General features: G+C 72.9%; 18 protein-coding genes. 10 read left to right on the plus strand and 8 right to left on the minus strand.

What is annotated here, in order from left to right; genetic code table 11:
* Window positions 1–24 precede the first annotated feature (24 nt).
* The 4 genes from ACIDOF_RS01460 to ACIDOF_RS01475 are packed head-to-tail and all read right to left on the minus strand — an operon-like array spanning window position 25 to window position 5,132.
* On the minus strand, window positions 25–672 hold the full coding sequence (locus ACIDOF_RS01460) for a GTP-binding protein (protein WP_409003735.1): 648 nt from the start codon (window positions 670–672) through the stop codon (window positions 25–27).
* Window positions 653–1,060 carry a DUF742 domain-containing protein gene (locus ACIDOF_RS01465; protein ID WP_409003736.1) on the minus strand — a complete coding sequence of 136 codons (408 nt, stop codon included), beginning with the start codon at window positions 1,058–1,060 and terminating at the stop codon, window positions 653–655. The genes ACIDOF_RS01460 and ACIDOF_RS01465 overlap by 20 nt, the downstream gene beginning before the upstream one ends.
* Entirely contained in the window at window positions 1,057–1,548 is a 492-nt protein-coding gene (locus tag ACIDOF_RS01470) for a roadblock/LC7 domain-containing protein (RefSeq protein ID WP_409003737.1), read from the minus strand. Before ACIDOF_RS01470 ends, ACIDOF_RS01465 begins: the two co-directional genes overlap by 4 nt.
* Complete coding sequence (locus ACIDOF_RS01475) at window positions 1,545–5,132, minus strand: nitrate- and nitrite sensing domain-containing protein (RefSeq protein WP_409003738.1); 3,588 nt, start codon at window positions 5,130–5,132, stop codon at window positions 1,545–1,547. The genes ACIDOF_RS01470 and ACIDOF_RS01475 overlap by 4 nt, the downstream gene beginning before the upstream one ends.
* Before the next feature lie 364 nt (window positions 5,133–5,496).
* On the opposite strand from ACIDOF_RS01475, the gene ACIDOF_RS01480 reads away from it, so the two are divergent.
* Window positions 5,497–6,342 carry a hypothetical protein gene (locus ACIDOF_RS01480; protein WP_409003739.1) on the plus strand — a complete coding sequence of 282 codons (846 nt, stop codon included), beginning with the start codon at window positions 5,497–5,499 and terminating at the stop codon, window positions 6,340–6,342.
* 34 nt (window positions 6,343–6,376) lie between these two features.
* Here ACIDOF_RS01480 and ACIDOF_RS01485 read toward each other — a convergent pair whose 3' ends face one another.
* The gene (locus ACIDOF_RS01485; protein ID WP_409003740.1) at window positions 6,377–6,952 is read right to left on the minus strand and encodes a MarR family winged helix-turn-helix transcriptional regulator; all 576 of its coding nucleotides are present in this window, start codon (window positions 6,950–6,952) and stop codon (window positions 6,377–6,379) included.
* Between the two features lie 215 nt (window positions 6,953–7,167).
* Between ACIDOF_RS01485 and ACIDOF_RS01490 the strand changes: the two genes are divergently transcribed.
* Window positions 7,168–8,034 (plus strand): lysozyme, encoded by an 867-nt coding sequence (locus ACIDOF_RS01490; protein ID WP_409003741.1) that lies wholly within the window; start codon window positions 7,168–7,170, stop codon window positions 8,032–8,034.
* A gap of 146 nt (window positions 8,035–8,180) precedes the next feature.
* On the opposite strand, the gene lon is transcribed toward ACIDOF_RS01490, so the two are convergent.
* A complete protein-coding gene (gene lon, locus ACIDOF_RS01495; RefSeq protein ID WP_409003742.1) occupies window positions 8,181–10,583 on the minus strand; it encodes an endopeptidase La in 2,403 nt (800 codons plus the stop codon).
* A gap of 375 nt (window positions 10,584–10,958) precedes the next feature.
* Between lon and ACIDOF_RS01500 the strand changes: the two genes are divergently transcribed.
* Window positions 10,959–11,741 (plus strand): SAM-dependent methyltransferase, encoded by a 783-nt coding sequence (locus ACIDOF_RS01500; RefSeq protein WP_409003743.1) that lies wholly within the window; start codon window positions 10,959–10,961, stop codon window positions 11,739–11,741.
* Window positions 11,742–11,763: 22 nt separating this feature from the next.
* Here ACIDOF_RS01500 and ACIDOF_RS01505 read toward each other — a convergent pair whose 3' ends face one another.
* A complete protein-coding gene (locus tag ACIDOF_RS01505) occupies window positions 11,764–12,903 on the minus strand; it encodes a methyltransferase (protein WP_409004017.1) in 1,140 nt (379 codons plus the stop codon).
* Between the two features lie 63 nt (window positions 12,904–12,966).
* On the opposite strand from ACIDOF_RS01505, the gene ACIDOF_RS01510 reads away from it, so the two are divergent.
* From ACIDOF_RS01510 to ACIDOF_RS01530, 5 genes are all read left to right on the plus strand, one after another.
* A complete protein-coding gene (locus ACIDOF_RS01510) occupies window positions 12,967–13,653 on the plus strand; it encodes a spermidine synthase (RefSeq protein ID WP_409003744.1) in 687 nt (228 codons plus the stop codon).
* Window positions 13,654–13,754: 101 nt separating this feature from the next.
* Complete coding sequence (locus ACIDOF_RS01515) at window positions 13,755–14,492, plus strand: response regulator transcription factor (protein ID WP_409003745.1); 738 nt, start codon at window positions 13,755–13,757, stop codon at window positions 14,490–14,492.
* A 187-nt stretch (window positions 14,493–14,679) separates the two neighbouring features.
* Complete coding sequence (locus ACIDOF_RS01520) at window positions 14,680–15,735, plus strand: ATP-binding protein (protein WP_409004018.1); 1,056 nt, start codon at window positions 14,680–14,682, stop codon at window positions 15,733–15,735.
* A gap of 315 nt (window positions 15,736–16,050) precedes the next feature.
* Window positions 16,051–19,860, plus strand: coding sequence for a multifunctional oxoglutarate decarboxylase/oxoglutarate dehydrogenase thiamine pyrophosphate-binding subunit/dihydrolipoyllysine-residue succinyltransferase subunit (locus ACIDOF_RS01525; protein WP_409003746.1), 3,810 nt, complete (start codon window positions 16,051–16,053; stop codon window positions 19,858–19,860).
* A 230-nt stretch (window positions 19,861–20,090) separates the two neighbouring features.
* On the plus strand, window positions 20,091–20,273 hold the full coding sequence (locus tag ACIDOF_RS01530) for a DUF6104 family protein (protein ID WP_003961784.1): 183 nt from the start codon (window positions 20,091–20,093) through the stop codon (window positions 20,271–20,273).
* A 65-nt stretch (window positions 20,274–20,338) separates the two neighbouring features.
* On the opposite strand, the gene ACIDOF_RS01535 is transcribed toward ACIDOF_RS01530, so the two are convergent.
* A complete protein-coding gene (locus tag ACIDOF_RS01535) occupies window positions 20,339–21,139 on the minus strand; it encodes a hypothetical protein (RefSeq protein WP_409003747.1) in 801 nt (266 codons plus the stop codon).
* Between the two features lie 164 nt (window positions 21,140–21,303).
* Here ACIDOF_RS01535 and ACIDOF_RS01540 point away from each other — a divergent pair, with 164 nt between their 5' ends.
* Complete coding sequence (locus ACIDOF_RS01540) at window positions 21,304–22,293, plus strand: DUF4097 family beta strand repeat-containing protein (protein ID WP_409003748.1); 990 nt, start codon at window positions 21,304–21,306, stop codon at window positions 22,291–22,293.
* 1 nt (window position 22,294) lies between these two features.
* Window positions 22,295–23,227 carry a helix-turn-helix transcriptional regulator gene (locus ACIDOF_RS01545; protein ID WP_409003749.1) on the plus strand — a complete coding sequence of 311 codons (933 nt, stop codon included), beginning with the start codon at window positions 22,295–22,297 and terminating at the stop codon, window positions 23,225–23,227.
* Window positions 23,228–23,444 lie beyond the last annotated feature (217 nt).

Consider the following 23,444-nt stretch of genomic DNA (forward strand, 5'->3'; position numbering starts at 1 on the left):
GGGCGACTCCCCGGTACGTACGGGCTACTGCGGCGCGGTCTCGCAGGCGTGCCGCACCAGCGCGAGCAGCGTCTCGACGACGCTGATCCGGCGGCGTGCGTCCATGACCAGGACCGGCACGTGGGCGGGCACGTCGAGCGCCTCGCGCACCTCCTCAGCCGCGAACCGCTCGGAGCCGTCGAAGTGGTTGACGGCCACGACGTACGGCAGTCCGCAGCCCTCCACGTAGTCGAGGGCCGGGAAGCAGTCGTCGAGGCGGCGGGTGTCGGCGAGCACGATCACGCCGACCGCGCCGCGCACCAGGTCGTCCCACATGAACCAGAACCGCTGCTGGCCCGGGGTGCCGAACAGGTACAGGACAAGGTCCTCGTCGAGCGTGATCCGGCCGAAGTCCATGGCGACGGTGGTCGTGGCCTTCTGCGGGACGAGGGCCAGGTCGTCGTCGCCGGTGCCCGAACTGGCCTCGGTCATCAGGGACTCGGTGCGCAGCGGGGCGATCTCGGAGACCGCGCCGACCATGGTCGTCTTGCCCACGCCGAAGCCGCCCGCGACCACGATCTTCGTGGCGATGGGCGCCCGGCTGAGGTCGGACTGCCAGGGCTGTGCGCCCTCCTCGGCCGCGAGGCCGTCGGCGGAGGCGGCGGTGAGCGTGTCAGAGGCGGCGGAGTCCACCCAGCACCCTTTCGAGCAGTGCGCGGTCCGGCTGGCCCGGCCCGTGCCCCGTGCCGTACACCCGGATCCTTCCCTGGTCGGCGAGGTCGCTGAGGAGTACGCGGACCACGCCGAGCGGCATCTTCAGGAGCGCGGAGATCTCGGCGACGGTGCGCATCCTGCGGCACACCTCGACGATCGCCCGCATCTCGGGCACGCCCCGGCCGCGCGGCGCGACGGCCTTCCGCTCCTCGGCCCCCGGCGCCTGGATCGCGGCGACGAAGGTCTCGACGAGCAGCGCGTGCGCGAAGCGCGTACGGCCTCCGGTGAGCGAGTACGGCCGGACCCGCGCGGGCCTGCGTCCCCGGCCGCGCACCGGCAGTCGCGCGGCGGCGCCCGGGGCGGTCACCGTCCGCTCTCCATGGACTGCCGCAGCTCGCTGCGGAGTTCGGGGGTCAGGACGTGCCCGGCCCGGCCGACGAACAGGCCCATCTGGTACGCGACCACGCTCTCGTCGCAGTCGGGGGCGGCGTGCACGCCGAGCAGCGAGCCGTCACTGATCGCCATCACGAAGAGGCTGCCCTCGTCCATGGCGACCACGGTCTGCTTGATGCCGCCGCCGTCCATCAGCTTGGCCGCCCCGATGGTGAGGCTGCCGATGCCAGAGACGATCGTGGCGAGGTCGGCGCTCGACCCCTTCGGTCCGGAGGCGGTACGCGGCTGCTGGGCCGCGTCGTTCACCTCCGGGTCGGAGGAGAGCAGCAGCAGTCCGTCGGAGGACACCACGGCCACCGAGAGCAGTCCGGGCACCTCCCGGACCAGGTTGTCGAGCAGCCAGTGCAGGTTCCGGGCTTCGCTGCTGAGACGGTACGCACGGGACGTACTGGGAGCGGTCAACTGCGTGCCTCCTCGGCTGGGTCCCCCTGGTCGGTCCGGGGCGCCCGGTCGGGCGCCTCCCCGGTGGCCGCGTCGGCGCCGGCCGCGAACTCGTCGGCCGCGAACTCGCCGGTCCGCTCGGCGAGTTCGGCCTCGGCGTCACGGCGGCCCGAGTTGGCGCCCCGGTGGAAGCTGCCGAGCCTGCGGCGCAGGGCCTCCGGGTCGACGGAGCTGCGGCGGGCCACGGGTTCGGGGGCGGGTCCGGTGGCCTTGGGCGTCCGCACCGGAAGCCCCGTCTCGGTGGTGCGCTCCCGCTGCGGCAGGGGCTCGCGCAGTTCGCGCCGCGCCTGCTGCGGGACTACTTCAGCGTCGGCGACCCGCTCATGCCCCTCGCCCACCTCGGGCAGCAGCACGGACTCACCGGCGGGGGCGGCCAACGGCTCGGGCGCGTCGGCCACGACGGCGTCCGCCTCGCCCTCCCCACCGAACAACTCCCGCTCGACCTCGGCCTCCGGGGAGAGCGGATCGAGAAGAACGGAGCCGGGCTCACCGTCGGCCCCGAGACCGGCGGTACGACCGAACTCGGTGTCGGCCTCGGGGTCGGGCTCGGGCTCGTGAGCGTGCTCGGGGTGCGGCTCGGGGGCGGTGGTGGCCGGGGTTGTGTCGCCGGTCGGCCGGGCGTCGTCGGCACGCTCGATGTCGGGCGTCGACTCGGCGTCGTCGGCAGGTACGGGGGCCGTGATCGACTCGGCACCGAAGACCGGGGCAGCATCCGCGCCCGCCGCGGCCTCGGCGCCCGACGTCAGGCCGGAGACCGGCTCCGCGTCGGCGGCCGACTCGGCGTCACCAGTCCGCTCGCTGTCAAGCACGGGGTCCACGGTCGACTCGGCATCGGCAACCGTCGGCGTGGAACCCGAAACCGACGCCGCGTCGGCGAACAGCTCGGGCTCCGGGGCAGGCTCGGCGTCCCCGAGCGACTCGCCGCCGAAGCCGGGGTCAGCGTCGAAGGTGGCGCCACCGGGCGACTCGGTACCGAAGGCCGGGGCAGCATCCGAGTCGGTGTCGCCGACCCGCTCCTCAGCGGCAAGCGCAGCATCCGCGCCCGGTGTCTGGCCGGGGAGCGGCGCGTCGGCGAACGGCTCGGGGTCCCCCGACTGCTCGGCCGTGGCAGGCGTCGGCGTGGAGGTGTGGGTCGCCTTCTCGTCCGTCCCCGCTGCCTCGGTGTCCGAGGACTCCGGAGTCTCGTCGAACGCTCGCTCCGCCGCGCGGATGAACGGGTCCGGGGCCTGCCCCGGGTCCTCGTCCTCCTCGGGGGAACGGCGGTCCAGGACATTGGCGTTGGCCTCGGCCTCCGCGCCCGGCAGGTGGACCTGCGGCAGGGCGGCGGCCATCGCCACCGGGTGCTGCGGGGTCGCCTCGGCCGGGGCCGCGGCGAGGATCGACGCGGGCAGGACCACGAGGGCCGCGAGCCCGCCCTGCTTCTGCTCGCGCAGCTCGACGCTCAGCCCGTGCAGCGCGGCGAGCCGGGCCACCACGTACAGGCCGAGCCCCAGCTCCCCGGTCCCCTCGGCCTCCGCGGAGACAGAAGCAGGCACGTACGGCTGCGACGGGTCGAACTCGGCGAGCTTGTCGTTGAGCCGGCGGAGCCGGTCCTCGGGGAGGCCGATGCCCTCGTCGCGTACGGAGAGCATCACGTCGCCGCTCTCCAGGAGCCACGCGGAGGCCTCGACGGCGGCGTCCGGCGGGGAGAACGTGGTGGCGTTCTCCAGGAGTTCGGCGACCAGGTGGCTGATGTCGTCGGCCGTGGCGCCCGCGAGGTGGGCGTGCGGCGGCAGGGAGGCGATGCGGACCCGGTCGTACGCGTCGATCTCGCTGACGGCGGCACGCAGCACGTCGATCAGCGGGACGGGGCCGGGGTGGCTGTCGCGGTGCTCGGCGCCCGCGAGGACGAGCAGGTTCTCGCTGTGCCGGCGCATGACGGTGGCGAAGTGGTCGAGCTTGAAGAGCGTGTCGAGGCGCTCCGGGTCCTGCTCGCGCTCCTCCAGGTTCTCGATCACGCCCAACTGCCGCTCGACCAGGGCGAGATGGCGCAGGGCGAGCTGGACGACCGTGCCGTCGGCGCCGTGCCGCTGCGTGCGCTCGGCCTGGGCGAGGGCCTCGTCGAGCTGTTCGCGCAGTTCCTCGCGCTCGTCGGCGAGCTTCTCGCGCTGGCCGACGAGGTGCTTGCGGTCGCCCTCCAGGTACGTGAGGCGGTCCTGCAGCCGACGGGTGTGCGCGTGCAGGGAGTTGACGGAGCGGACGACGGCGGCGAACTCGTCGTTGCGGCCGGTGAAGCGGATCGGCTCGTCCGTGGCCGGGGTCTCGGCGAGCCGGGCGGAGCCGAGCCGGAGGACGGCCAGGGGGCGGGTGAGCGTACGGGCGATGGCGGTGGCGATGCCGACGGCGAGGAGCAGCAGGACGCCGATGAGCGCGATGCGCACTTCGAGGGCGGTGACGTCGTCGTCGCGGAGGCTGCTGAGGGACTCGACGCGGTCGGCGCTCAGGGTGTTCTCGACGCTGCGGAGCTGTTCGACGCGGGCGGACAGCGCGGCGGCCACCCGCTCGCGGTCGTAGCGGAGTTCGGCGGCCGACAGGGTGGGCTGGTCGGTGAGCCGGGCGAGGTAGCGCTCGGCGGCGGCGACCTCGGGGCCGGTGACCGTGGAGCCGAGCTTGGCCCGGTCGGTGTCGGGGGCGGCGCGCTCGAAGTCGGCGAGGGCGGCCTGTTCGCTGACCCGGGCCTGCTGGGCGGCGGCCACGAGGGCGTTGCGGTTGCGGGAGTTGGTGCTGGCGCCCGCCTGCGGCTGCCCGGTGACCGGGTCGACGCCGGTGGCCGGGTCGCGGGGCGTGGCGAGGGCGGCGAGCAGCAGCCCGCGGGTGGCGCCGGCCTGCTCGACGGCGCGGTCCAGCTCGGCGAGCGCGCGGGCGCCGGAGCCCGCGCGGGGCGGCAGCTGGGCGGCCAGGTCCTCGACGAGGGCGTGCAGTTCGCCGATCGCCTTGGTGTACGCGACGTGCGCCTCGAGTGCGGTGCCGCGGCCCTCGGTGGCGCTGCGGCGGACCTTGCCGAGGGCGTCGAGGTCGCGGCGGAGCGCGGCGGGGGCCTCGGCGCGTACTTCCTTGATGCGGCGGTCGACGCTGCCGCGGCCGTCGGTGAGGGCCTCGCGGGCGGCGGGGTCGTCGGGGCGGCCGGCGGCGATGTGCGCGGTGACCTCGTCGCGCTCGTCGGCGAGGGCGTGGGCCAGGGTGACCGCGCTCTTGGTGAGCTCGGCGAGCGTGACGAGTTCCTGGGACTCGGCCAACTGCCCGGAGGAGGCGGTGATTCCGGGGGCGCCCGCGCCCGCGACGGCGGCGGCGACCACGGCGACGGCCGCGACCAGGCGGTTGCGGACCCGCTTGCGCCGGCCCGCGGGGGCGGCGTCGGTCGTGGTGTCGGGCTGCGGCCGCAGGCCGGTGGCGCTCTCAGGAGTGTCGGCGCGCGCCTCGGAGGTCGCGCCCTCGGTGTCCAGGGGCCGCGCCGCGGCCTTGTCGCCCTTGCCCCGAGGCCGCTTCATCTGCACCGGTGCTCGCATTCTTGAAGTTCTCGTTCCTCACCGGGGGCGCATGTGACGACGGGTCAACGTGCGACGGGTCAACACAAGTCCCCTCTGGTACGGCTCATGACCATTCCAGTGCGGTTGAGCAGTGGTCGCCCATCCTCCGCCGGGCCACCCGAAGGAGTGAACATCGGCGGGAGGGACCCGGCAAGTTCCTCGGGCACACGCATCGACCGCACGCGGAGCGCCGGTTGGACGGGCCGGGCCCGCTTTGGCAAGATGCCCCGCCGCTCGCTTCCCGGAGGCTATCAATCCGGCGAAAACCCGACGTTCGGACCGCCCCTGAGCTCCGGGTCCGGCCCAAGTCCCGCCCTGTGAAGACCTCGTGCAGACTGGCCGGATGCGTATCGAACTGGCCACGGAGCCCGGCGACCCGGGCCGCCCCAACGAGGACTACGCGTCGGTCGCGCTCCCCGCGTCTGGCAAGGGCGGAACGCTGGTGCTGCTCGACGGGGTGACGCCGCCGGCGGAGGACTACGGCTGTCTGCATTCCGTCCCCTGGTTCACGGCCCGGCTGGGCGGCGCGCTCGGTGAACTGTCCGGTTCGCGGCGAGATTTGGGCTTGCGTGAGGTCCTCGCGGCCGCCATCGCGCGTACCGCCGATGCGCATCGGCAAACCTGTGACCTTTCTCACGTTCGTACGCCTCAGGCGACCGTGGTGCTCGTGCGGTGGGACGAGGAGCGGGTGGAGCATCTGGTGCTCTCCGACTCGGCGTTGCTCGTGGAGGCGGCCGACGGCACGGTCCGCGCGGTCCTCGACGAGCGGCTCGGCGCGCTGCCCGCGGCGGTCGGGCGGCTGCGGGCGGCGGTGCGCGCGCTGCCGGACGGCTCGCCCGAACGGGCCGCGGCGGCACGGGAGTACGTGGCCGCGGTGGAGGCGCTGCGGAACGCGGAGGGCGGCTTCTTCACGGCGGCGGCCGACCCGGACGTGGCCCGGCGCGCGGTGTGCGGGGCCGAGCCGCGGTCGGCGGTGCGCAGTGTGGCGGCGTTGACGGACGGGGCGACGCGCTGGGTGGAGCGGTTCGGTGCGGGCGGCTGGACGGAGTGCCTGGCGCTGCTGCGCAAGGCGGGCCCGCAGGAGCTGATCGACCGGGTGAGGGCCCTGGAGTCCGCCGAGGCGGCCGGGCCCACGGCGCCGCGCGGGAAGCTGCACGACGACGCGGCGGTGGTCTTCGCGGAGCTGTGACCGTACGGCCGGGGCGCGGCGGCCCGGGTGCGGCTCAGCCCTCCTGGCTGTCGTTCAACTGGCCGAGCAGCCGGGCGAGTTCGGCGACCTCGCGGCGGTCCCAGCCGGCCAGGCGCTGCACGTACTTGGCGCGGCGCGCGTCCCGCACGGTGCGGAAGCGGGCGCGACCTTCGTCGGTGAGGCGCATCAGGGAGGCCCGCCCGTCGACCGGGTCCGGGTCGCGGGCGACGAGGCCCAGCTCTTCGAGGGCCCGCAGCTGCCGGCTCATGGTGGCCTTGCCGACGCCGATGTACGCCGCGAGCTCGGTGGCCCGCTGCGGACCGCCCTCCTCCAGGCGTACGAGGAGTCCGTACGCGGCGGGCTCCAGGTCGGGGTGGACGGCGCGGGCCATCTCTCCGGAGGAGGCGCGGGCGCGGCGCAGGAAGACGGTCAACTCCCGTTCGAGGGCGAGGAATTCGTGGTCGGCGCCGGTCTCGTCGCCGTTCCCGGCAGCAGCCTCCGCGCCGCTCCCGGCGCCCGCCTCGGACCCCGTCGCCGGCTCGGCCCCGGAGCGCGGCTCGTCCCCGTCCGCTCCGCCCGCTCCGCCGCTCTCGTGCACGTCAGCAGCCATGAATCGCTTTCCCGTTCCTGAAAGTTTCCCGCTCCGGCGGCCGATCGCCGCAGCTCGGCCAGTATTCCGCAGGAGTAGACCATCGGCAGCCTCCGGCTTCTCTTCCCACGCGGGGTCTACGTGCGTAGCGTCCTGGGTACATGCTCCATGACATGCACACGTTCGGTTCGTTCCAGGTCCCCCCACCGCACTCCTGAGGCCTTCGGAGGCACTCCATGCCCGTGCACAGACCCGGATCCCCCGCCAGACCGTCCCGTTCCCGCTTACCGCGCCGCTCCCGCAGGCCGGCGCTCGCGGTCCTCCTGACCGTGCTGTCCCTGCTCCTCGCCTTCCCGACCACGGCGCAGGCCGCCGAGGACGACATCCCGCCGCGCGGTTCCGCGTACATGGGCATGGGCGTCGCCGAGCACGACGGCGAGGGCCCGCTGCCACCCGACAGCCCGAGCATCGCCGCCGTCCAGACGGAGGGCGTGGACGTCTCCAGCCATCAGGGCAACGTCAACTGGTCCGCGCTGTGGACGAGCGGCGTGCGCTGGGCCTACGTGAAGGCGACCGAGGGCACGTACTACAAGAACACGTACTTCACGCAGCAGTACAACGGCTCGTACAACGTCGGCATGATCCGTGGCTCGTACCACTTCGCCACACCCGACACCACGAGCGGCGCCGCGCAGGCGGACTACTTCGTCAACAACGGCGGCGGCTGGTCCCGCGACGGGAAGACGCTGCCGGGCGCCCTCGACATCGAGTGGAACCCGTACGGCGGGCAGTGCTACGGCAAGTCGCAGGCCGGGATGGTCAGCTGGATCTGGGACTTCGTGAACCGGTACAAGTACCGCACCGGGCGCTACCCCGTGATCTACACGGCGACCAGCTGGTGGAAGACCTGCACGGGCAACTACGGCGGCTTCGCGACCAACCACCCGCTGTGGATCGCCCGCTACAACACGACCCCCGGCGAACTGCCGGCCGGCTGGGGCTACTACACGATGTGGCAGTACACCTCCTCCGGCCCGATCGTCGGCGACCACAACAAGTTCAACGGCGCCTACGACCGCCTCCAGGCCCTCGCGAACGGATAGGGCCCCGTAAGGGGCGCGGGGAACTGCGCGACCAGCCACGACGGCGCGCCAGACAAAGAAACAACCGGAGGGGCCCCCGAAAAGGGAGCCCCTCCGGCGATCGAGGAGCGGGGGTCCGGGGGCGGAGCCCCCTGGACCTAGCCCCGTCAGGCCGCGACGGGAACGCCGACCTCCGCCGGCGCGAGGGCCAGCTCAAGGACCTGCCGAACATCCGTCACCGGGTGCACCTCCAACTTCTCCAGCACCTCCGCCGGGACGTCGTCCAGATCCGCCTCGTTCCGCTTCGGGATGATCACCGTCGTGATCCCGGCCCGGTGCGCCGCGAGCAGCTTCTGCTTGACGCCGCCGATCGGCAGCACCCGCCCGGTCAGCGACACCTCGCCGGTCATCGCCACGTCCGTACGGACGAGACGGCCGGACAGCAGCGACGCGAGCGCCGTCGTCATCGTGATGCCCGCGCTCGGCCCGTCCTTCGGGACCGCGCCCGCCGGGAAGTGGATGTGCGCTCCCCGGTCCTTCAAGTCGCCGACGGGCAGCTCCAGTTCGGCGCCGTGCGAGCGCAGGAAGGACAGCGCGATCTGCGCGGACTCCTTCATCACGTCACCCAGCTGACCGGTCAGGGTCAGGCCCGCCGCACCCGTCTCCGGGTCGGCCAGGGACGCCTCCACGAACAGCACGTCGCCGCCCGCGCCGGTGACCGCGAGGCCCGTGGCCACGCCCGGCACCGCCGTGCGCCGCTCGGCCGGGTCCTGCGCGGACTCGGGCACGTGGTGCGGCCGGCCGATCAGGCCGCGCAGGTCGTCCGCGGTGACCGTGAACGGCAGTTCCCGCTCGCCGAGTTCGCTCTGCGCCGCGACCTTGCGGAGCAGCCGCGCCACGGACCGCTCCAGGTTGCGGACGCCGGCCTCGCGCGTGTACTCGCCCGCCAGCTTGCGCAGCGCGGACTCGTCCAGCGTGACCTCGTCCGCCTCCAGGCCGGCCCGCTCCAGCTGACGCGGGAGCAGGTGGTCGCGGGCGATGACGACCTTCTCGTCCTCGGTGTACCCGTCGAGCCGGACCAGCTCCATGCGGTCGAGCAGCGCCTCCGGAATGGCCTCCAGGACGTTCGCCGTGGCCAGGAAGACGACATCGCTCAGGTCGAGTTCGACCTCCAGGTAGTGGTCCCGGAACGTGTGGTTCTGCGCCGGGTCGAGGACTTCGAGCAGGGCCGCGGCCGGGTCGCCGCGGAAGTCGGAGCCGACCTTGTCGATCTCGTCGAGCAGGACGACGGGGTTCATCGAGCCCGCCTCCTTGATCGCCCGCACGATCCGGCCGGGCAGCGCCCCCACGTACGTACGCCGGTGGCCGCGGATCTCCGCCTCGTCGCGGACGCCGCCGAGGGCGACGCGGACGAACTTCCGGCCCATCGCGTGCGCGACGGACTCGCCGAGCGAGGTCTTGCCGACGCCGGGCGGGCCGACCAGCGCGAGCACGGCGCCGCCGCGACGGCCGCCGACCACGCCGAGGCCGCGGTCGGCGCGCCGCTTGCGCACCGCCAGGTACTCGGTGATCCGCTCCTTCACGTCCTCCAGGCCCGCGTGCTCGGCGTCGAGCACGCCCTTGGCGCCCTGGATGTCGTACGCGTCCTCGGTCCGCTCGTTCCACGGCAGTTCGAGGACGGTGTCCAGCCAGGTGCGGATCCAGGAGCCCTCCGGGGACTGGTCGCTGGCCCGCTCCAGCTTGTCGACCTCCTTGAGCGCGGCCGTGCGGACGTGCTCGGGCAGGTCGGCGGCCTCCACGCGGGCGCGGTAGTCGTCGGACTCCTCGCCCTCGCTCTCGCCGTTCAGCTCGCGCAGCTCCTTGCGTACGGCTTCGAGCTGGCGGCGCAGCAGGAACTCGCGCTGCTGCTTGTCGACGCCCTCCTGGACGTCCTTCGCGATCGACTCGGCCACGTCCTGCTCGGCGAGGTGGTCGCTGAGCAGCTTCGCGGCGAGCTTGAGGCGCTCCACCGGGTCGGTGGTCTCCAGGAGTTCGACCTTCTGCGCGGTGGTCAGGAAGGGCGAGTAGCCGGAGTTGTCGGCGAGCGCCGAGATGTCGTCGATCTGCTGGACCCGGTCCACGACCTGCCAGGCGCCGCGCTTCTTCAGCCAGCTGGTGGCCAGCGCCTTGTACTGGTTGGCGAGCTCGGTGACCGCGCCGGGCAGCGGGTCGGGCACGGTCTCGTCGACCTCGATGCCCTCCACCCACAGGGCGGCGCCGGGTCCGGTCGTGCCCGCGCCGATCTGCACCCGCCGACGGCCCTTGATCAGCGCGCCGGGGTCGCCGTCGGCGAGGCGGCCCACCTGCTCGACGGTGCCGAGCACGCCCGTCGCCGCGTACGTGCCGTCGATGCGCGGGACGAGCAGCACCCGTGGCTTCCCGGTCTGCCCGCGGGCGGCGGCCTGCGCGGCCTCCACCGCGGCTCGTACGTCGGGGTCGTTGAGGTCCAGGGGCACCACCATGCCGGGCAGCACGACCTCGTCGTCGAGCGGAAGGACGGGCAGGGTGAGCGTTGTGGACGTCGATGCCATGATCTCCCCTTCGGCAGTCAAGTTGAGCTACATGGGCTCAATGCTTGTGAGCCTGGAGATGTTCCCTTCGGGCTGTTCGCTCTGAGCGATCAGGCAATCGCGCTCTCGCCTGGGCCGCCTGATTTCTCCCCTCCCCGCCCCTTCCCGAAAGCCTGCGGCAGCTCCGGGGGCTCCGCCCCCGGACCCCCGCTCCTCAAACGCCGGAGGGGCTGGATTGTGCGGGCGGGGGGCGTGCCCCGTCAGGGGCGCGGGGCTGTGACATTTGCGGCTCTGCCGCGGGGCGCGGGCAACCACGACGGCGCTGCAGCCGGAAGACGACCTCGGAAGTGGGGGTTCGGGGCCACGGCCCCGTGTCACTTCGGCATGATGCGCCCCATGGACCGACTGCGACAGAAGCTCAGCACGATCGCCCACGGCGACCACCCCGTAGCCGCCCCGCTGCACGAGACCACCGTGCGGCACCTCCTCGACCTCGCCCTGCCGCGCGGCGACGAGCGCGTCCTCGACCTCGGCTGCGGCGAGGGCGCCTGGCTGTTGCGGGCCGCCGCCGACCGCCCCGCCGTCCGGGCTGTCGGCGTCGACGTGAGCGAGTCCGCGCTCGACCTCGGCCGCGAGCGGATCGCCGCCGCCGGGCTCGCCGACCGGGTCACGCTGCTCCAGGAGGACGCCACCGCCCACAGCGCCCCGCAGCAGTACGACGTCGTCCTGTGCGTCGGCGCCACGCACGCCTTCGGCGGCCTCCTGCCCACCCTCGAAGCGGCCCGCAAGCACCTCGCGCCCGGCGGCACACTGATCGTCGGCGACGGCTTCTGGGAGCAGGCGCCGGGGCCCGAGACGCTCCAAGTCGGCTTCGCCGAGGACGAGTTCATGTCCCTGCCGAACACCGTCGACCAGGTTCTGCTCGACCAGTGGATCCCCGTCCACGGCCACGTCAGCACGCTCGCCGAGTGGGACGAGTACGAGTGGGCCTGGACCGGCACCCTGTCGCGCTGGGCCCTCGACCACCCGGACGACCCGGACAGCGCGGAGGCCCTGCGCACGGCGAACCAGCACCGGGAGGAGTGGCTGCGCGGCTACCGCGGCACGCTCGGCTTCCTCACGATGCTGCTGCGCCAGCAGGCCCGCTCGGAGCCGCAGCACACCCTGTTCCGGCACTGACGACCAGGCGGCACAGAGAGCCTCACCCGCCCGTGGGCGCCAGCCGCCACAGCGACGTCACCTCGCCCGCCCGCGCCCCGTACAGCGGATCGTTCTCGTCCCGGGCGCGGGCGTGGCGGGGGCGGGTGTCGAGGCGGCCGAGGACCGTCAGACCCGCCGCCGCGATCAGCTCGGCGAGCTCGTCGGGGGCGCGCAGCTCCAGACGTTCGGCCAGGTCGGAGATGATCAGCCAGGCCTCGCCGCCGGGCCGCAGATGCTCGCCCGCACCGTCGAGGAAGCCGCGCAGCATCGCGCTGTCCTGGTCGTACACGGCCCGGTCGAGCGCTGTGCGCGGGCGGCCCGGCAGCCACGGCGGGTTGCACACGAGCACGTCCGCCCGCCCGTCGGGGAACAGGTCGGCCCGCCGTACCTCGATCCGGTCGCCGAGGCCGAACCGCTCGGCGTTGTCCCGGGCGCAGGCCACCGCCCGCTCGTCCAGATCGGTCGCCGTCACCCGCCGTACCCCGCGCCGGGCGAGCAGCACCGCGAGCACCCCCGTCCCGGTGCCGATGTCGAACGCCGTGTCCGCCCCCGGCGGCAGCGGCGCCTGAGCGACCAGGTCGACGTACTCGCCGCGCACCGGCGAGAACACCCCGTGCCGCGGATGGATGCGCGCCCCGGGCCCGAGCGCCGGGATCTCGACGCCCTTGCGGTGCCATTCGTACGCCCCGACGACGCCGAGCAGGTCGCGCAGCGAGCCCACGCCGGGCCCCTCGGCCGGCTTCCCGTAGGCGTGCGCGCAGGCCGCCGCCACGTCCGGCGCCCCCTTCAGGGCGACCCGCAGTCCGGCCCCGTCCGGGTTCTCGTACGGGATCAGGAGCAGGCCCAGAATCCTTGCCCTGCGGGCCTGTTCGCGGCGCTGGAGGTGGAAGGCCTCCGCCGGGGAGGGCGGCTGCGCGGGCGGCTTGCGCCTGCCTTCGGCGCGGCGCCCGAGCGAGGCGAGCAGCTGCCGCGCCGAGCGGTAGTCGCCGCGCCAGAGCAGCGCGGTGCCCTCGCAGACGTGCCGGTAGGCGGCCGCGACGCCCATCCGGCTGTCGGCGGGCACGACGCGGCGCGGCGGCGGGGTCCCGTTCTGTGCGTACCACGTCGCGAAGCGCTCGTCGGCGCCGTCCGTCCACCGCATGACCTGCGGGCTGTTTCCTGACACCGGGACATTGTGCGGCCAGTTCCGGGCAGGATGGTCCGCATGCTTGACCCGTACGACACCGAGCAGCCCGTCGTCCTCGACCGCCGCACCGGCCCGCACGGCGAAGTGGTGCTGCGCAGGCACGGCGACCTGCTGCAGATCATCGCCAACGGCACGTTCCTGATGGACACGTCGGACGGCCGCTCCGAGCGTCTCCTCGTCGACGCCGCCCGCGACGCCCTGGACGACCGGCCCGAGCCGAGCGTCCTCATCGGCGGCCTGGGCGTCGGCTTCTCGCTCGCGCACGCCGCCGCCGACCCGCGCTGGGGCGCCGTCACCGTCGTCGAGCGGGAGTCCGCCATCGTCGACTGGCACCGCTTCGGCCCCCTCGCCCCGTACACCGCGGAGGCGTTCGCCGACCCGCGCACCCGGATCGTCGAGGCCGACCTCGTCGCCCACCTCCACGACCCCGCCTCGCCCGCGTACGACGCGCTCTGTCTGGACATCGACAACGGCCCGGACTGGACGGTGACGGACGACAACGACAGTCTGTACTCCCCCGCCGGTCTCGCCGCCTGCACGGCCCGGCTGCGCCCCGGCGGAGTGCTCGCGGTCTGGTCCGCGCAGCCTTCGCCCGCTTTCGAGAAGGCTCTGCGCAATGCCGGTTTCGACGGGGTACGTACGGAAGAAGTCGCCGTTGCCCGGGGCGTTCCGGACGTCGTCCACCTCGGCATCAGGGCTGCGTAGCCGAGCTGCGGTAACTCCCCGTACGCTCTGTCCCGACACACGCGGGATCTTTACTGCAGATCCACCGAAGGCATTCAAGGCGCATTTTCAGGGGCGGGGCCATGGAGCAGACACACACCTCCCACAACGGCACGGCGGCCACGCCGGGTGCCCAGCGCCGGGTCCTCGTGGTCGAGGACGATCCGACGATCGTCGACGCCATCGCGGCCCGGCTGCGGGCGGAGGGCTTCCTCGTGCAGACCGCGGCCGACGGCCCGTCCGCCGTGGACACGGCCGAGGCCTGGCAGCCCGACCTGCTGATCCTCGACATCATGCTGCCCGGCTTCGACGGCCTGGAGGTCTGCCGCCGGGTCCAGGCGCAGCGCCCGGTGCCGGTGCTGATGCTGACGGCGCGTGACGACGAGACGGACATGCTGGTCGGCCTCGGCGTCGGCGCCGACGACTACATGACGAAGCCGTTCTCCATGCGGGAGCTGGCCGCCCGGGTGCACGTGCTGCTGCGCCGGGTGGAGCGCGCCGCGCTCGCCGCGGCCACGCCGCGCAGCGGCATCCTGCGCCTCGGCGAGCTGGAGATCGACCACGCGCAGCGCCGGGTGCGGGTGCGCTCGGAGGACGTGCACCTCACGCCCACCGAGTTCGACCTCCTGGTCTGCCTGGCCAACACCCCGCGGGCGGTGCTCTCCCGGGAGCAGCTCCTCGCCGAGGTGTGGGACTGGGCGGACGCCTCCGGCACCCGGACCGTCGACAGCCACATCAAGGCGCTGCGCCGCAAGATCGGCGCGGAGCGGATCCGTACGGTGCACGGGGTGGGGTACGCCCTGGAGACCCCCACTCCGTGAGGTGCCGGGCATGAACGGCGGGCTCAGAGAACGGGCCGTACACGTGGGCGGGCAACTCGGTGCGCGGGCCAGGGGGTTCGGCCTCCACCTGCTCACGGCGCTGCGGCCGAAGCGGCTGCTCGCCGCCGCGCGGCAGCCGAAGGCGCTGTTCGCAGGACTGCTGCGGCAGCCGACCGCGCTGCACGACCTGCGCCCGTTCTCGATCAAGACCAAGCTCGGCACGCTCGTGGTCGTCTCGGTCTTCATCACCACGGGCCTGCTGATGATCGCCGTGCGCACCGAGACCGAGCTGCGCTTCATCACGGTCTTCTCGGTCATCGCCACGCTGCTGATCACCCAGTTCGTGGCGCACTCGCTGACCGCGCCGCTCGACGAGATGAACACCGTGGCCCGGTCCATCTCGCACGGCGACTACACCCGCCGGGTCCGCGGCGCGGGCCGGCGCGACGAGCTCGGCGACCTGGCCGGCACGATCAACCGCATGGCCGACGACCTGGAGGCCCAGGACCAGCACCGCAAGGAGCTGGTGGCGAATGTCTCGCACGAGCTGCGCACCCCGATCGCGGCCCTGCGCGCGGTCCTGGAGAACGTCGTCGACGGCGTCTCCGAGGCCGACCCGGAGACCATGCGCACCGCCCTCAAGCAGACCGAGCGCCTCGGCCGCCTGGTGGAGACGCTGCTCGACCTGTCCCGCCTGGACAACGGCGTGGTCCCGCTGCGCGCCCGCCGCTTCGAGGTGTGGCCGTACCTCTCGGGCGTCCTGAAGGAGGCCCAGCTGTCCGGCGCCGCCGCGGCCCAGCGCCAGGGCATGCCGTCCGGCTCCGGCCGCCACACGCGTACGGACGTCCATCTGCACCTCGACGTCTCGCCGCCCGAGCTGACCGCGCACGCCGACGCCGAGCGGCTGCACCAGGTCGTGGCGAACCTCATCGACAACGCGGTGAAGCACTCCCCGCCGCACGGCCGGGTCACGGTGCGGGCCCGGCGCGGGCCGACGCCCGAGTCCCTCGACCTGGAGGTCCTGGACGAGGGGCCCGGCATTCCCGAGTCGGAGTGGCACCGGGTCTTCGAGCGGTTCAACCGGGGCACGGCGCCCGGGCCGCACGGCCCGGACAACGACGGCGGCACCGGTCTCGGCCTCGCCATCGCCCGCTGGGCGGTCGACCTGCACGGCGGTCGCATCGGAGTGGCCGAATCCACCCGCGGCGCCCGCATCCAGGTCACCCTTCCGGGCATCCCCTGACCTCCGCTGTTGACGTAGGGTTCGAAGCGGAAGCACAAGATCTTCGACTCTTCGCGCCCTCGGGCGGGGAGCTCACGAGGAAAGACGTGCTCCGCGCCGCGGGTGCGGGCCGAACACCGGGCCGCAGCCGCCTACGACGCTGCCCGGCCGCAGCGGAACCTCGCTTGTTTCCCGCCATTTCCAGCCCCGAAACACGCGATCCAATGTGACTTACGCGACCAAAGTCCCGCCCGGTCTGCACCTCTCGGCCACGGAGGCGTAGCCTTTATTCCCGCTGTCCATCACCTTGTGAAGCGGAAGAGGGCGGTTACCGCCGTGTCGCCACAGTCCCCCAGTAACTCGAGCACCACGACCGACCAAGAGGGGCAGGGCAAGAACCCTGCCGCCGCGTTCGGTCCCAACGAGTGGCTCGTCGACGAGATCTACCAGCAGTACCTCCAGGACCCGAACTCGGTTGACCGAGCCTGGTGGGACTTCTTCGCCGACTACAAGCCGGGTGGCGGCACCGCCGCCCCGGCCCAGCCGACGCAGGCTCCCGCCACCGGCACCGCAGCCGCGGGGGCTGCGGGGACCCCCACCAAGCCGAGCGCTCCCGCAGCCGTGTCGACGCAGACCCCGGCCCCGGCCAAGCCCGCCGCGGACGCTCCGGCCCCCGCCGCCGCTCCGGCGAAGCCCGCGGCCCAGGCCGCGCCCGCCGCCAAGCCGGCCGAGGCGAAGCCCGCCGCGAAGAAGGCCGAGCCGGCCAAGGAGTCCGCCGAGGGCCCCGAGCTGGTCACGCTGCGCGGCCCCGCCGCCGCCGTCGCGAAGAACATGAACGCCTCGATCGACGTCCCCACGGCCACGTCCGTGCGCGCGGTCCCGGTGAAGCTGCTCTTCGACAACCGCATCGTCATCAACAACCACCTGAAGCGCGCCCGGGGCGGGAAGATCTCCTTCACCCACCTCATCGGGTACGCGATGGTGCAGGCCATCAAGGCCATGCCGTCGATGAACTGGTCCTTCGCGGAGAAGGACGGCAAGCCGACGCTGGTCAAGCCGGACCACGTGAACTTCGGCCTCGCCATCGACCTGGTCAAGCCCAACGGCGACCGCCAGCTCGTGGTCGCGGGCATCAAGAAGGCCGAGACCCTGAACTTCTTCGAGTTCTGGCAGGCCTACGAGGACATCGTCCGCCGCGCCCGCAACAACAAGCTGACGATGGAGGACTTCTCCGGCGTCACGGTCTCCCTGACCAACCCCGGCGGCCTCGGCACCGTCCACTCCGTGCCGCGTCTGATGCCCGGCCAGTCGGTCATCATGGGCGTCGGCTCCATGGACTACCCGGCGGAGTTCCAGGGCACCTCCCAGGACACCCTGAACAAGCTCGGCATCTCGAAGGTCATGACGCTCACGTCGACCTACGACCACCGGGTCATCCAGGGCGCCGCCTCCGGCGAGTTCCTGCGCATCGTCGCCAACCTCCTCCTCGGCGAGGACGAGTTCTACGACGAGATCTTCAAGTCGCTGCGCATTCCGTACGAGCCGGTCCGCTGGCTCAAGGACATCGACGCCTCGCACGACGACGACGTCACGAAGGCCGCCCGCGTCTTCGAGCTGATCCACTCCTACCGGGTCCGCGGCCACGTCATGGCCGACACCGACCCGCTGGAGTACCGCCAGCGCAAGCACCCCGACCTGGACATCACCGAGCACGGCCTCACCCTGTGGGACCTGGAGCGGGAGTTCGCGGTCGGCGGCTTCGCCGGTCAGTCGATGATGAAGCTGCGCGACATCCTCGGCGTGCTGCGTGAGTCGTACTGCCGCACCACCGGCGTCGAGTTCATGCACATCCAGGACCCGAAGCAGCGCAAGTGGCTGCAGGACCGCATCGAGCGTCCGCGCAACAAGCCGGAGCGCGAGGAGCAGCTGCGCATCCTGCGCCGCCTGAACGCCGCCGAGGCCTTCGAGACGTTCCTGCAGACGAAGTACGTCGGCCAGAAGCGGTTCTCCCTGGAGGGCGGCGAGTCCGTCATCCCGCTGCTCGACGCGGTAATCGACTCCGCCGCCGAGTCGCGCCTCGACGAGGTCGTCATCGGCATGGCCCACCGCGGCCGCCTGAACGTCCTCGCCAACATCGTCGGCAAGTCGTACGCGCAGATCTTCCGCGAGTTCGAGGGCAACCTCGACCCGAAGTCGATGCACGGCTCCGGCGACGTGAAGTACCACCTGGGCGCCGAGGGCACGTTCACCGGTCTCGACGGCGAGCAGATCAAGGTCAGCCTGGTCGCGAACCCCTCGCACCTGGAGGCGGTCGACCCGGTCCTGGAGGGCGTCGCCCGCGCCAAGCAGGACATCATCAACAAGGGCGGCACGGACTTCACGGTCCTGCCGATCGCGCTGCACGGCGACGCGGCCTTCGCGGGCCAGGGCGTCGTGGCCGAGACCCTCAACATGTCGCAGCTGCGCGGCTACCGCACCGGCGGCACCGTGCACGTCGTCATCAACAACCAGGTCGGCTTCACGGCGGCGCCCGAGTCCTCGCGCTCCTCCATGTACTCGACCGACGTGGCCCGGATGATCGAGGCCCCGATCTTCCACGTCAACGGCGACGACCCCGAGGCCGTCGTCCGCGTCGCGCGCCTGGCCTTCGAGTTCCGGCAGGCGTTCAACAAGGACGTGGTCATCGACCTCATCTGCTACCGCCGCCGCGGCCACAACGAGTCGGACAACCCGGCGTTCACGCAGCCGCTGATGTACGACCTGATCGACAAGAAGCGCTCGGTGCGCAAGCTCTACACCGAGTCCCTCATCGGTCGTGGCGACATCACCCTGGAAGAGGCCGAGCAGGCACTGCAGGACTACCAGGGCCAGCTGGAGAAGGTCTTCACCGAGGTCCGCGAGGCCACCTCGCAGTCCGCTCCGGGTCATGTCCCGGGCGCCGAGGCCGAGTTCCCGGTCGCGGTCAAGACGGCCGTCTCGCAGGAGGTCGTCAAGCGGATCGCCGAGTCCCAGGTCAACATCCCCGACCGCGTCACCGTGCACCCGCGTCTGCTGCCGCAGCTGCAGCGCCGCGCGGCCATGGTCGAGGACGGCACGATCGACTGGGGCATGGGCGAGACCCTGGCCATCGGCTCGCTGCTCCTGGAGGGCACCCCGGTCCGCCTCGCGGGCCAGGACTCCCGCCGCGGCACCTTCGGCCAGCGCCACGCGGTCCTCATCGACCGCGAGACCGGCGACGACTTCACGCCGCTCCAGTACCTCTCCGAGGACCAGGCGCGCTACAACGTCTACGACTCGCTGCTCTCCGAGTACGCGGCGATGGGCTTCGAGTACGGCTACTCGCTGGCCCGTCCCGAGGCGCTCGTGATGTGGGAGGCGCAGTTCGGTGACTTCGTCAACGGCGCGCAGACCGTGGTCGACGAGTTCATCTCGTCCGCGGAGCAGAAGTGGGGCCAGCACTCCGGTGTGACCCTGCTCCTCCCGCACGGCTACGAGGGCCAGGGCCCCGACCACTCGTCGGCCCGCCCGGAGCGGTTCCTGCAGCTCTGCGCCCAGAACAACATGACGGTCGCGATGCCGACGCTCCCGTCGAACTACTTCCACCTCCTGCGGTGGCAGGTGCACAACCCGCACCACAAGCCGCTGATCGTCTTCACCCCGAAGTCGATGCTGCGCCTCAAGGCCGCGGCGTCGAAGGCGGAGGAGTTCACCACGGGCGGCTTCCGTCCCGTCATCGGCGACTCCACGGTCGACCCGGCCGCGGTCCGCAAGGTCGTCTTCTGCGCGGGCAAGGTCTACTACGACCTGGAGGCCGAGCGGCAGAAGCGCGGCGCGAACGACACGGCGATCATCCGCATCGAGCGGCTGTACCCGCTCCCGGGTGCGGAGCTCCAGGAGGAGATCGCCAAGTTCCCGAACGCCGAGAAGTACCTGTGGGCGCAGGAGGAGCCGGCGAACCAGGGTGCCTGGCCGTTCATCGCGCTCAACCTGATCGACCACCTGGACCTGGCCGTCGGCGCGGACGTCCCGCACGGCGAGCGCCTGCGCCGCATCTCGCGCCCGCACGGCTCGTCCCCGGCGGTCGGCTCGGCCAAGCGCCACCAGGCGGAGCAGGAGCAGTTGGTCGCGGAGGTCTTCGACGCGTGACGCGATGACACTGCGCTAGCAGTACGCGGCAACGGGCCGCACCCCTGAAGTCCAGGGGTGCGGCCCGTACCCGTTCCGCCCTGAAGTCCAGGGGTACGGGCCCCGACAGGGGCGCGGGGAACTGCGGGCTCAGCCACGACGGCGCAGCAGCCGAACGACTGCCCGGGGGTCCGGGGGCGGAGTCCCCAGGGGTGGGCGAGGCGGTCCACGGTGCCCAATATCCTGGTCGTATGTACTTCACCGACCGAGGCATCGAAGAACTGGAGAAGCGGCGCGGCGAGGAAGAAGTCACCTTCGAGTGGCTCGCCGAACAGCTGCGGACGTTCGTCGATCTGAACCCCGACTTCGAGGTGCCGGTCGAGCGCCTCGCGACGTGGCTGGCCCGCCTGGACGACGAGGACGAGGACGAGTAACCCCAGGTACGCCCCGTACAGGCCCCGTACAACCCGGTACAGCCCCGTACAGCCCCGTACAGCCCTCAGTCCAGGGGCCGCCGCGCCTCCCGTACAAGCTCAAGCACCCCGTGCCCCAGCAGCAGCACCCCCGCCGTCGTCCACGCGGCGCTGCGGCGGCGCAGCCCGAAGAGGGTGAGCGGGAGGCCCGCGGCGAGCTGGACCGCGGCGAGCACGCGGGCCGCCGGATGGCCGCCGTGCGGGGCGAGTTCGGCCCGTACGGCCTCGCGCCAGCCGGGCCATTCGACGGTCTCCGCGTCCGGCAGCGCACGGACCGCCGTACGCAGCTCGGCCGCGCTCGCCCCCGGGGTGAGCCCCATCGGCGCGGCCAGCCCGGCGCGGCCGAGGATCGCGAGGAGCACTCGCAGCCGGTCGCGGGCGTCCGCGTCCGGGTCGGCCCGGGTCAGCGGTTCGAGCGCCTGTACGTCGAGGACGGGGTCGAGGCCGAGCCGCGCCGCGAAGGTGCGCATCGCCTCGTCCTCCCCCACCGGTGTCCCGCCGGCCAGCCATACGTAGCCGACGCCGCGGCGGAAGCCGGACGCGAGGAGGTAGCCGCTGCGGTCGGGGTCCCACCACAGCGCGAGCACCGGCCAGGACGTGCCGACGGCGAGCGCGGTCGCCCAGCCCGCGAGGACCCGGTCGACGGGCTCGCCCGCCCGCGTCCACGGCGTGCCGTCGGGCACGAGCACACTCCACTGCCCGCCTGCCGGGGCCAGGTGCAGTCGTTCGCGGAGGAGACCGGCGACGGGCCGGACGTCGGCGGGCGCGGCGCGGCAGAAGAGCAGCGCACCGGTCGTACCACCGTCGGGGTCGGGCGGGGTCAGCACAGCTCCACGCTAGGGCAATTTGTTCGTATCAGCCCTGGTATGCACCGCTGTCCGAACGCCGGGCGTGCAGGGCGGCCTTGACGTTCCGGAACCGCGATATATCGTGTGTGGGGAGGCGACGCGATATGGCGCGTCGTGGAGCGAGCGGGCCTGGGAGGTCAGCCATGGCGGAGTCCGAGTCCGGCTGGGAGATCGCCGAGCCGCAGAAGCACGACTTCGACGAGCCGGTGCGCTCGCTGCACGTCCGCACCGTCCACGGCACCGTGAACGTGGTGGGCACGGACGAGGACGCGGCCCGGCTGGAGGTGTCCGAGCTCGACGGGCCGCCGCTGCGGGTGACGCTGAAGGACGGCGCGTTGAGCGTCGCGTACGACGACCTGCCCTGGAAGGGCTTCCTCAAGTGGCTCGACCCCAAGGGCCGGCGGCGGCACGCGGTCGTCTCGCTCGCGGTGCCCGCGGGCACCGCGGTCGAGGTGGGCACGGTCGGCGCGACGGCCACGGTGTCGGGCATCGACGGGCGGACGGCGGTGCGGGGCGTGCACGGCGAGACGACGCTGGTCGGGCTGTCCGGGTCGGTGCGGGCGGAGACCGTCAGCGGGAACGTCCAAGTGCAGTCCGTGACGGGCGACTTGAGGTTCAGCTCGGTCTCCGGGGACCTGACGGTGATCGCGGCGGGCCCGTCCGTACGGGCGGAGTCGGTGAGCGGGGACATGATCGTGGACGTGGACGCGGCCGGCGGCGACCCGGACATCCGGCTCACCAGCGTCTCCGGTGAGATCGCGATCCGGCTGCCCCATCCGGCGGACGCGGTGGTCCGGGCGGACACGACGAGCGGGGCGGTCTCCAACGCGTTCGAGGACCTGCGGGTCGGCGGGGAGTGGGGCGCCAAGAGGATCACCGGCCGGCTCGGCGCGGGCACCGGCACCCTCAAGGCCACGACGGTCTCCGGCGCCATCGCCCTGCTGCGCCGCCCGGAGCCGGACGCGTACGAGACGCCGGAGGCGCACGAGGGCACGGGCCCCGGCGGACCCAAGCCGTCCGGACCCGACCCCGACGGCCGCCGCACACAAGCGGACGGGAAGAATCCTCCTACGGACACGCCCCCGGCGGACACCCCGCCCGCCGGTGACAGCACGACCGGGAAGGTGCTCTGACATGCCCCCCGTCTTCGCCCACGGCCGACTGCGGCTCTACCTCCTCAAGCTGCTCGACGAGGCGCCCCGCCACGGCTACGAGGTGATCCGGCTCCTGGAGGAGCGCTTCCAGGGCCTGTACGCGCCCTCGGCGGGCACCGTCTACCCGCGCCTGGCGAAGCTGGAGGCCGAGGGCCTGGTCACCCACACCACCGAGGGCGGCCGCAAGGTGTACTCGATCACCGACGCCGGCCGGGCCGAACTGGCCGACCGCAGCGGCGAGTTGGCCGACCTGGAGCTGGAGATCCGCGAGTCGGTCGCCGAGCTCGCGGCCGAGATCCGGGACGACGTCCGGGGCGCGGCGGGCGACCTGCGGCGCGAGATGCGGGCGGCGGCGAGCGAGACCCGGCGGGGCCCCGGCGCGCAGGGCGAGCCGGAGGGGTGGCGCACCGCGAAGGAGGAGCTGCGCCGCGCCAAGCAGGAGTGGAAGGAGCAGGCCCGCCGCGCCAAGGACGAGTCGCGGCGCGCGCGGGACGAGGCGCAGCGCGCCCGCCGCCAGGCCAAGGAGGCGCAGGACGCGGCGCGCGACGAGGTGCAGCGGATCGCGAAGCGCGTACAGGACCAGATGCAGGACCACTTCACGCGCGGGGACTGGCCGACGGGGCTGCGGGAGGGGCTCGCGGAGATCACCAAGGAGTTCGGCCGCTTCACGAAGCCCACCGCGACGGCCACGGAGGCGGCAGACACCGCGGACGTCCCCGAGCCGGAGTGGGCCCGCGCGGACTCGACCGGCGACCCGGCCCGCGACCTGGACCGCCTCCTGGACCGCTTCCGCGACGACATCCGCGACGCGGCCCGCGACAACGGAGTGACGGAATCCCAACTACGCGACGCAAAGCGCCACTTGTCGACAGCGGCAGCCCACATCGGAGCACTCCTGAGGACACCCAAATAGGTGGGCGCCCCAAAGGGGCCCGGGGCGAAGCCCCGCCCAGGGGCGCGGGGAACTGCGCGACCAGCCACGACGGCGCCGCAGACGAAACACGACCCGGGACGGGGGCCCGGGGCGAAGCCCCGCCCCAGGGGCGCGGGGAACTGCGCGAGCAACCACGAGGACGCCGCAGACGAAACTCGACCCATGAGCTCAGGGGCGCGGGGAACTGCGCGAGCAG

Source organism: Streptomyces sp. Da 82-17 (genome assembly GCF_046098215.1).
Lineage (GTDB): Bacteria > Actinomycetota > Actinomycetes > Streptomycetales > Streptomycetaceae > Streptomyces.